13 protein-coding genes are annotated in these 12,690 nt (G+C 72.6%); 9 read left to right on the plus strand and 4 right to left on the minus strand.

The annotated features are described in order from the left end of the window. The first annotated feature begins 212 nt into the window (after nt 1-212). From ACFWIA_RS11915 to ACFWIA_RS11925, 3 genes are all read left to right on the plus strand, one after another. Nucleotides 213-455: a hypothetical protein gene (locus ACFWIA_RS11915; protein WP_387002910.1), complete on the plus strand. Its 243-nt coding sequence runs from the start codon at nt 213-215 to the stop codon at nt 453-455. Then, a complete protein-coding gene (gene malQ / locus ACFWIA_RS11920) occupies nt 455-2,590 on the plus strand; it encodes a 4-alpha-glucanotransferase (RefSeq protein ID WP_387002911.1) in 2,136 nt (711 codons plus the stop codon). The genes ACFWIA_RS11915 and malQ overlap by 1 nt, the downstream gene beginning before the upstream one ends. Nucleotides 2,591-2,708: 118 nt before the next feature. Further along, the gene (locus ACFWIA_RS11925; RefSeq protein ID WP_387003061.1) at nt 2,709-2,894 is read left to right on the plus strand and encodes a hypothetical protein; all 186 of its coding nucleotides are present in this window, start codon (nt 2,709-2,711) and stop codon (nt 2,892-2,894) included. A 95-nt stretch (nt 2,895-2,989) separates the two neighbouring features. Here the strand turns inward: ACFWIA_RS11925 and ACFWIA_RS11930 are convergent, their stop codons facing one another. Next, the gene (locus ACFWIA_RS11930) at nt 2,990-3,613 is read right to left on the minus strand and encodes a MarR family winged helix-turn-helix transcriptional regulator (protein WP_387002913.1); all 624 of its coding nucleotides are present in this window, start codon (nt 3,611-3,613) and stop codon (nt 2,990-2,992) included. Nucleotides 3,614-3,767: 154 nt separating this feature from the next. On the opposite strand from ACFWIA_RS11930, the gene ACFWIA_RS11935 reads away from it, so the two are divergent. The 3 genes from ACFWIA_RS11935 to ACFWIA_RS11945 all read left to right on the plus strand — a co-directional run bounded on the left by ACFWIA_RS11935 (nt 3,768) and on the right by ACFWIA_RS11945 (nt 6,560). Continuing rightward, the gene (locus ACFWIA_RS11935) at nt 3,768-4,736 is read left to right on the plus strand and encodes an EamA family transporter (protein WP_387002915.1); all 969 of its coding nucleotides are present in this window, start codon (nt 3,768-3,770) and stop codon (nt 4,734-4,736) included. 141 nt (nt 4,737-4,877) lie between these two features. Then, the gene (locus tag ACFWIA_RS11940; protein ID WP_385487318.1) at nt 4,878-4,970 is read left to right on the plus strand and encodes a putative leader peptide; all 93 of its coding nucleotides are present in this window, start codon (nt 4,878-4,880) and stop codon (nt 4,968-4,970) included. A gap of 162 nt (nt 4,971-5,132) precedes the next feature. Beyond that, nucleotides 5,133-6,560, plus strand: a complete 1,428-nt coding sequence (locus ACFWIA_RS11945) for a sulfatase (protein ID WP_387002917.1) — start codon at nt 5,133-5,135, stop codon at nt 6,558-6,560. Between the two features lie 66 nt (nt 6,561-6,626). Here ACFWIA_RS11945 and ACFWIA_RS11950 read toward each other — a convergent pair whose 3' ends face one another. Continuing rightward, nucleotides 6,627-6,836 carry a DUF397 domain-containing protein gene (locus ACFWIA_RS11950; RefSeq protein ID WP_387002919.1) on the minus strand — a complete coding sequence of 70 codons (210 nt, stop codon included), beginning with the start codon at nt 6,834-6,836 and terminating at the stop codon, nt 6,627-6,629. Further along, nucleotides 6,833-7,660 (minus strand): Scr1 family TA system antitoxin-like transcriptional regulator, encoded by an 828-nt coding sequence (locus ACFWIA_RS11955; protein ID WP_387002921.1) that lies wholly within the window; start codon nt 7,658-7,660, stop codon nt 6,833-6,835. Before ACFWIA_RS11955 ends, ACFWIA_RS11950 begins: the two co-directional genes overlap by 4 nt. 609 nt (nt 7,661-8,269) lie before the next feature. Here ACFWIA_RS11955 and ACFWIA_RS11960 point away from each other — a divergent pair. Further along, nucleotides 8,270-8,467: a hypothetical protein gene (locus ACFWIA_RS11960; protein ID WP_387002923.1), complete on the plus strand. Its 198-nt coding sequence runs from the start codon at nt 8,270-8,272 to the stop codon at nt 8,465-8,467. 24 nt (nt 8,468-8,491) lie between these two features. Continuing rightward, nucleotides 8,492-9,061, plus strand: coding sequence for a YdeI family protein (locus ACFWIA_RS11965; RefSeq protein ID WP_387002925.1), 570 nt, complete (start codon nt 8,492-8,494; stop codon nt 9,059-9,061). A 316-nt stretch (nt 9,062-9,377) separates the two neighbouring features. On the opposite strand, the gene pepN is transcribed toward ACFWIA_RS11965, so the two are convergent. After that, entirely contained in the window at nt 9,378-11,948 is a 2,571-nt protein-coding gene (gene pepN, locus ACFWIA_RS11970; protein ID WP_387002927.1) for an aminopeptidase N, read from the minus strand. Between the two features lie 158 nt (nt 11,949-12,106). Between pepN and ACFWIA_RS11975 the strand changes: the two genes are divergently transcribed. Continuing rightward, nucleotides 12,107-12,625, plus strand: coding sequence for a DUF1203 domain-containing protein (locus ACFWIA_RS11975; protein WP_387002929.1), 519 nt, complete (start codon nt 12,107-12,109; stop codon nt 12,623-12,625). Nucleotides 12,626-12,690: the final 65 nt, after the last annotated feature.

Here is a 12,690-nt window from a genome sequence, read left to right on the forward strand (position 1 = left end):
GCGCACGCGCAGCGAAACGCACCTGATAAGGGGCGCGGGGAACTGCGCGAAACGCACCGCGCACCCGAGCCGAACCACGCACGCGCAGCGCATCGCAGGGACCATGCCTGACCCGCCCGGGACCGGGTACGCGCACCGTGACCACGGCCCGCTCCGGCGAACCGCCCGGAACCGAGGGGGCCGACCGCGACCGCCGCCGAAGGAGCCCCGCCATGACCGCCTCCGCCCACCTCCTGCTCGACGCCCTCACCCCGCACCCCCGCGACGGCGCAGCCGACCGCCTCCCGGCCGCCCCCGAGGGCAAGTCGCCGCACCCGGAACACGCGCCCCTCACCAGTGAGCCGCCGATCGCCGCCACCACCCCGCTGACCAGCGAGCCCCCGTACACCGGTGCCCTTCCGCTGACCAGCGAGCCCACGGCCCCGGCGGTGGGGCAGGACCCCTCGGTGGTCTGATGCCCCTCACCCGTCTCGCGGGACTCCACGGCGTCGCCACCACGTACTCCCCGTCGCCCGGCCGCACCGTCGAAGTACCGCGGGACGCCGTCCGCGCGGTGCTCACCGCGCTCGGCGTGGACGTGAGCGACCCCGCCAGGACCGCGGACGCCCTCGCCGCCCGTGAGGCGGAACTCCGCACCCGGCTGCTGCCGCCCACCCTCGTGTGGTGGCCCGACCGGCCCCCCGCGGAGCTGACCGCCCTGCCGCCCGGCACCCGGGTGCGCCTGACCCCGGAACCCCCCGACCCCACCGACACCTCCCCACCCCGGGCGGACGCCGAGTGGACCGTCGGCCCCGGCACCGCGCCCGCCCTGCCCGGGGGCTTCCCGTACGGGGTGCACCGACTCGCCGTGACCACGCGCGACGGGCGCGCCGCCACCGCGCACCTGGTCCTCGCGCCCGCCCGGGCACCCGCCCCCGGCACCCGGACGTACGGCTTCCTCGTCCAGCTCTACTCGCTGCTGTCCCACCGCTCCTGGGGCATGGGCGACCTCGGTGACCTCGCCGACCTCGCCGACTGGGCGGGCCGTTCGCTCGGCGCCGGCTTCGTCCAGGTGAACCCGTTGCACGCGGCCGTGCCGGGGACGCCCACCGACCCGTCGCCCTACCGGCCCTCGTCGCGCCGCTTCCCCGACCCCGTCCACCTGAGGATCGAGGACATCGAGGAGTACGCCCGGCTGGACCCCGCCGACCGGGCCCGCGCCGCCGACCTCGCGGAGCGGGCCGCGGCCCTGCGCGCCGGGGTGCTGGACGGGCGCGCGCTCATCGACCGGGACGCCGTCGACGCGCTCAAGCGCCGGGCCCTGGAACTGGTGCGCACGGTGCCGTTGACGCCCGGACGGCGCGCCGCCCACGAGGAGTTCGTGGCCCACCAGGGCGCCGCCCTGGACGCCTACGCCACCTGGTGCGCCCTCGCCGAACGGCACGGACCCGACTGGCGCGGCTGGCCCGACGGACTCGACGACCCGCGTTCACCGGCCACCGCCCGCGCCCGCCGGGACCTGGCGGACCGGGTCGACTTCCACCGCTGGCTCGCCTGGCTCGTCGACCTCCAACTCGGCTCCGCCCAGCGGGCCGCGCGCGCCGCCGGCATGCCGATCGGCCTGGTCCACGACCTCGCGGTCGGCGTCCACCCGCACGGCGCCGACACCTGGGCCGGACGCGACCACTTCGCCGAGGGCGCGTCGGTCGGGGCGCCCCCGGACGACTTCAACGCCCGGGGCCAGGACTGGGGGCTGCCGCCCTGGCACCCCGACCGGCTCGCAGCCACCGGCTACGCGCCCTACCGGCGGTTGCTGCGCGCCCTGTTCCGCCACGCCGGCGCCCTGCGCATCGACCATGTGATGGGCCTGTTCCGGCTCTGGTGGGTGCCGTCCGGCCGCCCCGCCGCCGAGGGCACGTACGTCCACTACGACGCCGAGGCGATGCTCGCGGTCCTGGTCCTGGAGGCCGACCGGGCGGGCGCCCCGGTCATCGGCGAGGACCTCGGCACCGTGGCGCCCGGCGTCCGCGAGGCCCTGCGGACGCGGGGCGTGCTCGGCACCTCGGTGCTGTGGTTCGAACGCGGGCGGGCGGGCCGGCCGCTCCCGCCCCACGACTGGCGGGCCGACTGCCTGGCCACGGCCACCACCCACGACCTGCCGTCGACCGCAGCCCGACTCACCGGCGCCGATGTCGACCTGCGCGACTCGCTGGGCCTGCTGACCCGCCCGGCGGCCGACGAACGGGCCGGGGCCCGGCAGGACACCGCCGCCTGGCTGGCCCTGTTCACCCGGCTCGGCCTGCTCCTGCGGGACCGCGCCGAAGACGCCCCGGCCGCCGAGGAGGAGCAGATCAGGGCGGTGCACCGCTTCCTGGTGCGCACCCCGGCCCGCATGGTCGGCGTCTGGCTCCCGGACGCGGTGGGCGACCTGCGCCCGCAGAACCTCCCCGGCACCCGGGACGAGTACCCCAACTGGCGGCTGCCCCTGGCCGACGCGGACGGCCGCCCGGTCACCCTGGAACAGCTGATGACCTCCCGGCGCCTACGCGCCCTGGTCGACGTGCTCACCGCGCCGCAGGTGTCCCCAACGGCGCCCCCGCCGAGTGGCTGACCGGGCGGTACGGCGCGTACGGGACCCCGGGCGCGCGCGGCGGGCGGGGGTTCGCTACGTTGGCACCGTGAAGAAGAACGCCCTGCGCGCCGGCGCCCTGGCCTCCGGCACGACGCTGATGATGCTGCTGATGTCGTCCCCCGCGCTCGCGCTGACCCGCGACGACGGCGACGACCCGGGTTCCGGGCTGAGCGTGGTGGAGACCGTCGGTCTCTTCGTGGTTCTCCCGATCGTGCTGTTCCTGGCGATCACCGCACTGGTGGTGGTGGCCGACCGGCCCGCCAAGCAGTCGAAGCAGGGCTGACCCCCCGCCGTATCCGCCACGAGGGCGGCGACCGCGTGCTGCGCGGTCGCCGCCCTCGTGCTGCTCCTGTCCCCGCCCGGCCCGAGGGACTCGTGTCACTCCGCCCGGGGAGGCTGCTGCGCCGTCCCCTCTGCCTCGGCCAGCAGCACCCGCAACAGCTCGGCCAGTTCCGCCGCCCGCTGCTCGTCCAGCAGGGACAGGACGTCCTTCTGCACGTCGAGTCCGGCGACGACCGCCTGGTCCACCAGGGCCAGCCCCTCATCCGTCAGGGTGACCCGTAGCCCCCGCCGGTCGTGCGGGTCGGGCGCCCGGCGCAGCAGCCCCGCCCGCTCCAACTTGTCGAGCCGTCCCGTCATGCCCCCGCTGGTCAGCATCAGCGTCGAGGAGAGCTCGCGCGGCGAGAGGGTGTACGGCTCGCCCGCTCGGCGCAGGGTGGCCAGGACGTCGAACTCGCCGCGCCCGATGCCGTAACGGGCGTACGCCTTCTCCCCGCGTTCGCCCATGGCGCGGGCCAGCCGGTAGATCCGGCCGAAGACCTCCATCGCCCGGGTGTCCAACTCGGGTCGCACCCGGGCCCACTGCTCGACGATCGCGTCCACGGCATCGGGCGCGGCATCCGGTGTGGATGCCGATCCGGATGCCGATTCGGGCGTCGCCGAGGGTGCGGCTTCGACGGGGGACGGGCGGCCAGGACCGGGGTCCGTGGGGGGCTGGTTCATGGGGGGAATTATCCGCATCACTCGCTTGCTTGTAAACAAGCCGCTCCCAAGTAAGTCACTCTCCAGTGAGACGCTTGACTAAAACAAGCTTAGAGCTAAGCTAATCACTCGTAAGGGAGCTTCGGTCGTCAGGAAGCTCCGGTCGCCGTGAAGGATGCGACGGCCCGCACGCCAGCACACTCGACAGCCGATCCCCGGGGGGACCGCCGTGAACCGCACCGCCACCATCGTCCTGACCGCGCTCGCCCCCATCTCCTGGGGCTCCACCTACGCCGTGACCACGGAGTTCCTGCCGCCCGACCGCCCCCTGTTCACCAGCCTGATGCGGGCCCTGCCCGCCGGGCTCGCCCTCCTCGCGGTGGCCCGGGTGCTCCCGAAGGGCGCCTGGTGGTGGAAGTCCGCGGTGCTCGGCGCGCTGAACATCGGGGCCTTCTTCCCACTGCTGTTCCTCTCCGCGTACCGGCTGCCCGGCGGGATGGCGGCGGTCGTCGGATCGCTCGGCCCCCTCTTCGTCGCCGGACTCGCCGTGCTCCTGCTCTCCGAACGGCCCAGCCTGCGGACCCTGCTCACCGGGATAGCGGCGGCGCTCGGCGTGACCCTGGTGGTCCTCAAGGCCGCCGGCGCCTTCGACCTGATCGGGGTCGCCGCGGCGGTCGGCTCCAGCCTGTCGATGTCGGCGGGCACCGTACTCACCAAGCGCTGGGGGCGGCCCGAAGGCGTCGGCCCCCTCGCGCTCACCGGCTGGCAACTGACCGCCGGCGGCCTGCTGATGGCCCCCCTCGCCCTCGCCGTCGAGGGGGCGCCCCCCGCCCTGGACGGCACCGCTGTCGCCGGCTACCTGTACCTCGCCGTCGCCAACACGGCCCTCGCGTACTGGCTCTGGTTCCGGGGCATCGGCCTGCTCTCCGCCACCCAGGTCACCTTCCTCGGCCCGCTGTCCCCGCTGACCGCGGCGGTCATCGGCTGGGCCGCGCTGGGCGAGTCGCTCACCCCGCTCCAGGTCGCCGGCATGCTCCTCGCCCTCACCGCCACGATCGCCGGCCAACTCCTCCCCGCCCGCAAGCCCCTGCCCGCCCCCACCCCCGCACCCGAGGCCCCCGCCCGGGTACCGGTCGCTCGCTGAGGCTGGGCGGCGCCGGTCACCGGGCCCCGCGGTGGATCGATCCGTCCACCGCGGGGCCCGGTGCGTCACGTGGCCCCGGCGGAGTCCGAAGGGCGGGCGGGCCGTTGACAGGGGGAGGGGCATCGGGAAGGGTCTGGAGGCATGCAGCCACCGCGTGACCTGCGGGTCCGTCTTGTGGAGCGCCGCCACGTCGACCTGGTCCGTGTCGCGAGCGCCATCTGTCGTCGCGTCTGACGCGCCCCGCCACGCCCTGAGGCTCCCCCCTCAGCCTTCCGGTTGATCCGACACGTCCCGAACTGCCCCTCCCCGCACCTCGGCGACCCCGGTCCCGGTTCCCCCACTCCTCGCGGCACCACGCATCCCGTGGCGCCCGCCCCCCTGCCCTGGAGCACCCCTGTGACCTCCTTCGACCCCCCGCTGTCCCGCCGCGCCTTCGGCGGTACGGCCGCCGGGGCCGCCGCGGCCCTCGGACTGTCCGCCACCGACGCCGCTGCCGACGGCGCCGCGACCCCGCCCGCCGAACGCCCGTTCCGCGCCGCCGGCAAGCCCGGTCGCGGTGCCCGCCGCCCCAACGTGCTGTTCATCCTGGGCGACGACCTGGGTTGGGCCGACCTCTCCTCCTACGGCGCTCCGGAGATCCGTACGCCGAACCTGGACCGGCTCGCCCGGCAGGGCGTGCGCTTCACCGACGCGTACAGCGGCTCCGCGACCTGCTCGCCCACCCGGTTCAGCCTCTACACCGGCCGCTACCCGGGCCGCACGAAGGGCGGACTCGCCGAGCCGATCGCGGACCGGTCGGTAGGACTCGAACCCACCCACCCCACCCTCGCCTCGCTGCTGCGCGACACCGGGTACCGGACCGCCCTGATCGGCAAGTGGCACTGCGGCTACCTCCCCGACTACAGCCCCACCCGGTCCGGTTGGGGGGAGTTCTTCGGCAACTTCGGCGGGGCGCTGGAGTACTACTCCAAGCTCAGCTCCCGCGGTGAGTACGACCTCTACGAGGGCGACGCCGAGTACGGCGACCTGCGCTATTACACCCGCATCCTGACCGAACGGGCCGTCGAGTACGTCAGCCGCGACCACGGGCGCACCCCCTGGCTCCTCAACCTCAACTTCACCACCCCGCACTGGCCGTGGATAGCCGACGGCGACGAGGAGGCCAGCGCCGAGATCGTCCGCCGCATCAAGTCCGGTGACGTGCGGGCGCTGCGGCACCAGGACGGGGGCTCGCTCGCGAAGTACCGGCAGATGGTCGAGGACCTCGACCGCTCGGTCGGCAAGGTGCTCACCGCCCTGAAGCGGTCCGGGCAGGAGGACGACACCCTGGTGTTCTTCGCCAGCGACAACGGCGGCGAACGCTTCTCGTACAACTGGCCGCTCAGCGGCAACAAGGGCTCGCTCCAGGAGGGCGGCATCCGGGTGCCGTCGGTCCTGCGCTGGCCCGCGCGGATCGACGGCGGGCAGGTCAGCCGGGTCCCGGTGTACTCGCCCGACTGGACGGCGACCCTCCTGGACGTGGGCGGCGCCCGCCCCCACCCCGCGTACCCCCTGGACGGCGTCAGCCTCGCCGGCTATCTGCTGGACGGCACCGAGGCACCCGAGCGTGACCTGTTCTGGCGGGTCCGGGGCGAGCGGGCGCTGCGCCGCGGCGACTGGAAGTACTACCGCGGCAAGGACGGCAGGGACCGCCTCCACGACCTGTCGGAGGACGTCCGCGAGCAGGCCGACAAGGCCCCCGTACGCCCCGAACTCCTCGCGGACCTGAAGTCCGCGTGGGAGCGGATCGACCAAGGCTTGCTGCCGTACCCCGCCCCGGCTTGAGCGGCCCGGTCGCAGCCGCCCGCTGACGGCTGCGACCAGGCCGACCGGCCTTGGCGACCAGGCCGATCAGACGGTGCCGAACTCCCCGTCCTTGACGCCTGCGACGAAGGCGGTGAAGGCGTGGGCGGGGAGGTGGAGTATGGGTCCGCTGGGGCCCTTGGAGTCGCGGACGGGGACGGTGCCGTTCGAGTACGCGAGGTTGGCGGCAACCTCGATGCAGGCGCCGCCGTTGCTGCTGTACGAGGACGTGAACCAGCAGGGGGATTCGGTCGTCACGGGGTGCCCTTTCGTAATTGGTTGATCATGTCAACCGATGCCGCCTGGGCGAGCGATTCGGCCTGCAACTGATGGTATGCCGTGAGCAAGTTCAGTACGGACTGGGTGCCACGCTCCAGATGGCCCTGATGCGCTGACTCTGCGTACGACAAGACGGAGAGGTTCCGCATGGTCAGGATGTAGAGCGGAAGATCGAACGCTCGTCGTTCACCGAGTTCGTACGGGGCCACTTGGAAGATCGTGGAAGGTAGCGCGGCGAACTCCTCCAGGCGGCGCAACTGCGCCGCCATGACTTTGGGTCCGCCGACTGGCCTGCGGATGCAGCTCTCGTCCAGCACGGCGTGGACCATCGGTGCCGGGCTGCGCTCTAGCGAGGCTTGCCGCCGAGACAAGAGTGACAGTCGCTCTTCTGCTTGTTGGTCGGTGATCGCTCCTCGTTGCACGGCACCGGAGGCAATGGCCGCTGCATACTCGGGCGTCTGGAGCAGCCCGGGCACAATCCCCAGCTCAAACAGCCTGATCTCGATCGCGCGCTCTTCGTGCACGACGAACTGGGGGAACCCATCCAGGATCGCCGTCTGACGTGCGCGTTGGCTCAGTTGTTCGAACCTGTTGCCAGTCCCCAAGATTCTGTCAGCGTTCCGAGCAAAATGGGGAGTTGGGGATCGACGGCCAGTTTCCACGGCAGAGATATGCGTTCCGGAGCACCGAAGCTGCTTAGCTAGCTCGTCCTGCGTCCACCCACGCTCATCCCGCAGCATGCGCAACCGTTGCCCGAACAGGGCATTAGGCGACTGGTCAGGGTCAAGCTCTTTGCGGTTCAAAGCGTTTCACCATTCCCCAAGCAGATTCCGCAAGTTGAAGACCTAGCCACCCTAGGTCACGCTGAGTACTCCTGGTAGCAGAGTCGCTACGAAGAGGAGTCGCTTTCGTGTCTATTGACGAACTCCGGGTCGGTGACCTCGTGTTCGACACCGTGCGGGGTGTCGTGGGGGTGGTGATGGATGTGACGTGGGGTCCGGTGTATCTCCGTCCGCCGGGGGGTGGGGTCGAGTGGCACGTGTGTCGTGAGGATGTGCGTGTGGCGACGGTGGTGGATCGGTTGCGGCCGGCGTTGGCGGAGTCGAACGTGCGCAGCAGTCGGGGTGGTGGGCTGCGGTGAGCCGGAGGTTTCGTCACATCGAGTGGACGTTGCGGCGGTTGGACTTCTGGGGGGCGCGTGCGTACGTGCAGTGCGTGTCGGGGTCGCCGTTGTGTGGTGCGGTGCCGCCGCGGGGGCCGGAGTGTCGGTCGGACGAGGGTTCGTTGCGGTGGGCGGAGTCGCATTTCCGGGAGACGGGTCATCGTCGGTTCGACCGGGCGTTGTTCGAGACGGTGCAGTGGGACCCGCCGGATGACGTCGACCCGCGCACGCTCCCCGGGGTGGAGACGTAGTGACACGTGACGCGCTGCTCGGCGGGCCGCCCGCCGAGTCCGGTGCGCACTGTTGCCTCTGCGGTTGCTGGACCGCGGCTCCCGTGGTGATCGGGTACGGCAGCCAGAGCGGCGCGAACTTCGTCACGCACCGGGTCTGCCCCCGCCACGTGCACACCACGGGACCGTGCACCGCGAACCACGACACGGACGGCTGACCTCGCCCCGCCTAGCATGGGGCGATGGACGAGATCGATGGTGTCGAGGTCGTGGCGTTCGTGGACGACGAGGCGTTCGACGGCTGGTTGGGGACGCACCACGCGCGGCACGAGGGCGTGTGGGTCAAGGTCGCCAAGAAGGGCTCCGGGATCGCGTCCGTGACGTCCGACGAACTGGTCGACGTGGGGCTGTGCTGGGGCTGGATCTCCGGTCAGCGCAGGTCGCTCGACACCTCGTACTACCTACAGAAGTACGTGCCGCGACGCCCCAAGAGCCTGTGGTCGCAGGTCAACGTCGACAAGGTCAGCGTCCTTGCGGCGGCCGGCCGGATGCGCGAGCCGGGTTTGGCGCAGGTGCGCAAGGCGCAGGCGGACGGACGTTGGGCCGCAGCGTACGCACCGCAGTCGACGGCGGACGTGCCCGAAGAGCTGGCGGCGGCACTCGCTGCGGACCCCCGAGCGGCCAGCGCCTTCGCCGCACTCGAAAAGACCGCGAAGTACCTGGTGATCCTGCCCCTGCTCCAGGCGCTGACCCCGGAGGCCCGCGAGGCCGCGGCGGAACGCGCCGTGCGGGCGCTGATCGCGGGCGCTTAGCGGGGAGTTCGAGCGCGGCTCCGCTCCGGTTCCCCGCGCCCCTACCGGGGCCCGTCCAGTCGCCCCGACGGCGGCAGCCAGCGAACCGCACGGGGACAACGCACCCCCAGCGGAACGCCCCGCAAGGGGCGCGGGGAACGGCGCGGCCAACCACAGCGCACCCGCACAGGACAGCGCACCCCAGCGGAACGCCCCGAAGGGGGCGCGGGGAACTGCGCGAGCAACCCCCACGCACCCGCACGGGACAACGCACCGCACGGGCGCCCCCCCAGGGGGGGCACGGGGGCCCAAACCCCCGCACCCCACAGGAGCGCTGTCAGCCGGCAGCCCCGTCCGCACCCTGCGCACGCAACGCCCGCTCCACCCCGGACCGCGCCTCGGACACGAGCCGCGCCAGCCCCGCCCCGGGCCGCGCCGCCGCGACCCACGCGTCCGTCGCCTCGACGGTCCCCGCGGAGACCTGGAGCGCCGGGTACAGACCCACCGCGACCTGCTGGGCCATCTCGTGGGACCGTGCCTCCCACACCCCGGCGATCGCCTCGAAGTACTTCGCCGTGTAGGGCTCCAGCAGCTCCCGCTGGTCCGTCTGCACGAACCCGCCGATGACGGCCTCCTGCACCGCGTTCGGCAGCGCGTCGGACTCCACCACGGAGGCCCACGCCTCGGCCTTCGCCTCGGCGGTCGGCCGGGCGGCCCTCGCGGTCGCCGCATGGCGCTCGCCCGCCGCCGTGCGGTCCCGCTCGTACTCGCCGGCGATCTCCGTCTCGTCGAACCGGCCGACCGCCGCGAGCCGCTGCACCAGCGCCCAGCGCAGCTCCGTGTCGACGGCGAGGCCCTCGATCGACTGGGTGCCGTCCAGGAGCGCGTCGAGCAGGTCCAGCTGCTCGGGGGTGCGCGCGGTCGCCGCGAACGCCCGCGCCCACGCCAACTGGTGGTCACTGCCCGGCTCGGCCGCCCGCAGGTGCGCCAGCGTCGCCTCGGTCCACCGGGTGAGCCCGGCCTCCCGCCAGCCGGGCGCCGCGTACAGGTCCAGGGCGAGCTTCGCCTGCCGCTGGAGCGACTGGACGACGCCGATGTCGGACTCCTTGGCGATGCCGGACAGCACCAGCTCCAGGTACTCCCGGGTCGGCAGCTCGGCGTCCCGGGTCATGTCCCAGGCCGAGGCCCAGCACAGCGCGCGCGGCAGCGAGTCGGCGAAGTCGCCCAGGTGCCCGGTGACGTACGCCAGCGACTCCTCGTCCAGGCGGACCTTCGCGTACGACAGGTCGTCGTCGTTGAGGAGGACCACCGCGGGCCGCGCGGTGCCCACGAGCTGCGGCACGGGGGTCAGCTCGCCGTCCACGTCCAGTTCGATCCGCTCGCCGCGCACCAGCTTCCCGGCGGCGTCCGGCGCGTACAGGCCGATGGCGATGCGGTGCGGGCGCAGTGTCGGCTCGCCCTTCGCGCCGGCGGGCAGCGCGGGCGCCTCCTGCCGGACCGCGAAGGAGGTGATGACGCCGTCCGCGTCGGTCTCGATCTCGGGGCGCAGGACGTTGATGCCGGCCGTCTCCAGCCACAGCTTCGACCAGTTCTTCAGGTCCCGCCCGGAGGTCTCCTCCAGCGCGCCCAGCAGGTCGGACAGGCGCGTGTTGCCGAAGGCGTGCTGCTTGAAGTACTGCTGCACGCCCTTGAAGAACTCGTCCCGGCCGACGTACGCGACGAGCTGCTTGAGGACGGACGCGCCCTTGGCGTAGGTGATCCCGTCGAAGTTGACGAGGACGTCGTCCAGATCGCGGATCTCGGCCATGATCGGGTGCGTCGACGGCAGCTGGTCCTGGCGGTACGCCCAGGTCTTCATCGAGTTCGCGAACGTGGTCCACGAGTGCGGCCAGCGGGAACCCGGCGCGTCCGCCTGGCAGGCGATGGAGGTGTACGTGGCGAAGGACTCGTTCAGCCACAGGTCGTTCCACCACTCCATGGTGACCAGGTCGCCGAACCACATGTGCGCCAGCTCGTGGAGAATCGTCTCCGCACGCACCTCGTACGCCGCGTCCGTCACCTTCGAACGGAACACGTACTGGTCGCGGATGGTCACCGCGCCCGCGTTCTCCATGGCGCCCGCGTTGAACTCCGGCACGAACAGCTGGTCGTACTTGGCGAACGGGTACGCGTAGTCGAACTTCTCCTGGAACCAGTCGAAGCCCTGCCGGGTGACCTCGAAGATCGCGTCCGAGTCCAGGAACTCGGCCAGCGACGGACGGCAGTAGATGCCCAGCGGCACGGACTGCCCGTCCTTCTCGTACACGCTGTGCACCGAGTGGTACGGGCCGACGATCAGGGCCGTGATGTACGTGGAGATCCGCGGCGTCGGCTCGAAGCTCCAGACGTCGTCCTTGGGCTCCGGCGTCGGCGAGTTGGAGATCACCGTCCAGCCGGTGGGCGCCTTCACGGTGAACTGGAAGGTGGCCTTGAGGTCGGGCTGCTCGAACGACGCGAACACCCGGCGCGCGTCCGGCACCTCGAACTGCGTGTACAGATAGGCCTGCTGGTCCACCGGGTCGACGAAGCGGTGCAGGCCCTCGCCGGTGTTCGTGTACGCGCAGTCCGCGACCACCCGCAGTTCGTTGCGCCCGGCCAGCAGGCCCGGCAGCGCGATCCGCGAGTCCGCGAAGACGGTCGCCGGGTCGAGGGCGGTGCCGTTCAGGACCACCTCGTGCACCGTGGGGGCGACCAGGTCGATGAAGGTCCCGGCCCCCGCCTCGGAGCTGTCGAAGCGGACGGTGGTCACCGAGCGGTAGGTGCCGCCCTCCTGCGCGCCGCTGAGATCGAGGTCGATCCCGTACGAGTCCACGGTGAGCAGGGAGGCGCGGCGCTGCGCTTCCTCACGGGTCAGATTCGTGCCAGGCACGCGGTCATCTCCTAGGTCGCATGACGATTCGTGACGTTTCCCGTCATCCTTCCACGGTCTTCGGACCACCCGCCCGGGGATATCCGGGTGCCGCGCCGGGCGGCCACGAGGTCCGAATTCCGCCGGGAAGGTGCCCGTACCCACGGCACGCTGGAGTCATGACGATCACCGAGCTCCGATACCGACCCGGGCCCATCGACCCGGCCGCCCTCGCCCGGCTGCGGACCACCGACGACGCGGGCCGCCCCTGCGCCGGCCACCTCGACCCGGAGGGCGGCGCCCCGCTGCGCTGCTGCCTGCGCCGCAGCCGCGCGGGCGAGTCGATCGCCCTGGTGGCGTACGCCCCGCTGCGCCGCTGGGCCGCCGCGCACGGGGCGTCCCCGGGGGCGTACGACGAGCAGGGACCCGTCTTCATCCACACCGAGGACTGCGGCGGTCCGGCGGCCGGGGCCGACGGTTACCCCTTCGCCCGCCCCGGGGTGCTGCGCACCCTGCGCCGGTACGACGCCGGGGGCCGGATCGTCGGCGGGCGGCTCCTGGAGGTCCCCGAGGACGACACCCGGGGTTTCGACGAGGCGCTGGACGAGGCGTTCGCCGATCCGGCGGTCGTCCAGGTCCACGTCAGGGCCGTGGAGTACGGCTGTCTGCTGTTCACCGTCGACCGTCCGACCACGTAGGACACGGGTCGGGACGCGGACCGGCGAGAGGGGAACCGTCCAGCGGTAGGGCCGTTGCGCGGTCG

It is taken from the genome of Streptomyces sp. NPDC127068 (assembly GCF_042724695.1).
Taxonomy (GTDB): Bacteria; Actinomycetota; Actinomycetes; order Streptomycetales; family Streptomycetaceae; genus Streptomyces.

What these genes read in the sequence shown, in the direction of transcription:
- malQ (WP_387002911.1), top strand. Translation starts at nt 455, where the DNA reads ATGCCCCTCACCCGTCTCGCGGGACTCCACGGCGTCGCCACCACGTAC.
- ACFWIA_RS11925 (WP_387003061.1), top strand. Translation starts at nt 2,709, where the DNA reads ATGATGCTGCTGATGTCGTCCCCCGCGCTCGCGCTGACCCGCGACGAC.
- ACFWIA_RS11975 (WP_387002929.1), top strand. Translation starts at nt 12,107, where the DNA reads ATGACGATCACCGAGCTCCGATACCGACCCGGGCCCATCGACCCGGCC.
- ACFWIA_RS11935 (WP_387002915.1), top strand. Translation starts at nt 3,768, where the DNA reads ATGCGACGGCCCGCACGCCAGCACACTCGACAGCCGATCCCCGGGGGG.
- ACFWIA_RS11965 (WP_387002925.1), top strand. Translation starts at nt 8,492, where the DNA reads ATGGACGAGATCGATGGTGTCGAGGTCGTGGCGTTCGTGGACGACGAG.
- ACFWIA_RS11930 (WP_387002913.1), bottom strand. Translation starts at nt 3,613, where the DNA reads ATGAACCAGCCCCCCACGGACCCCGGTCCTGGCCGCCCGTCCCCCGTC.
- ACFWIA_RS11940 (WP_385487318.1), top strand. Translation starts at nt 4,878, where the DNA reads ATGCAGCCACCGCGTGACCTGCGGGTCCGTCTTGTGGAGCGCCGCCAC.
- ACFWIA_RS11915 (WP_387002910.1), top strand. Translation starts at nt 213, where the DNA reads ATGACCGCCTCCGCCCACCTCCTGCTCGACGCCCTCACCCCGCACCCC.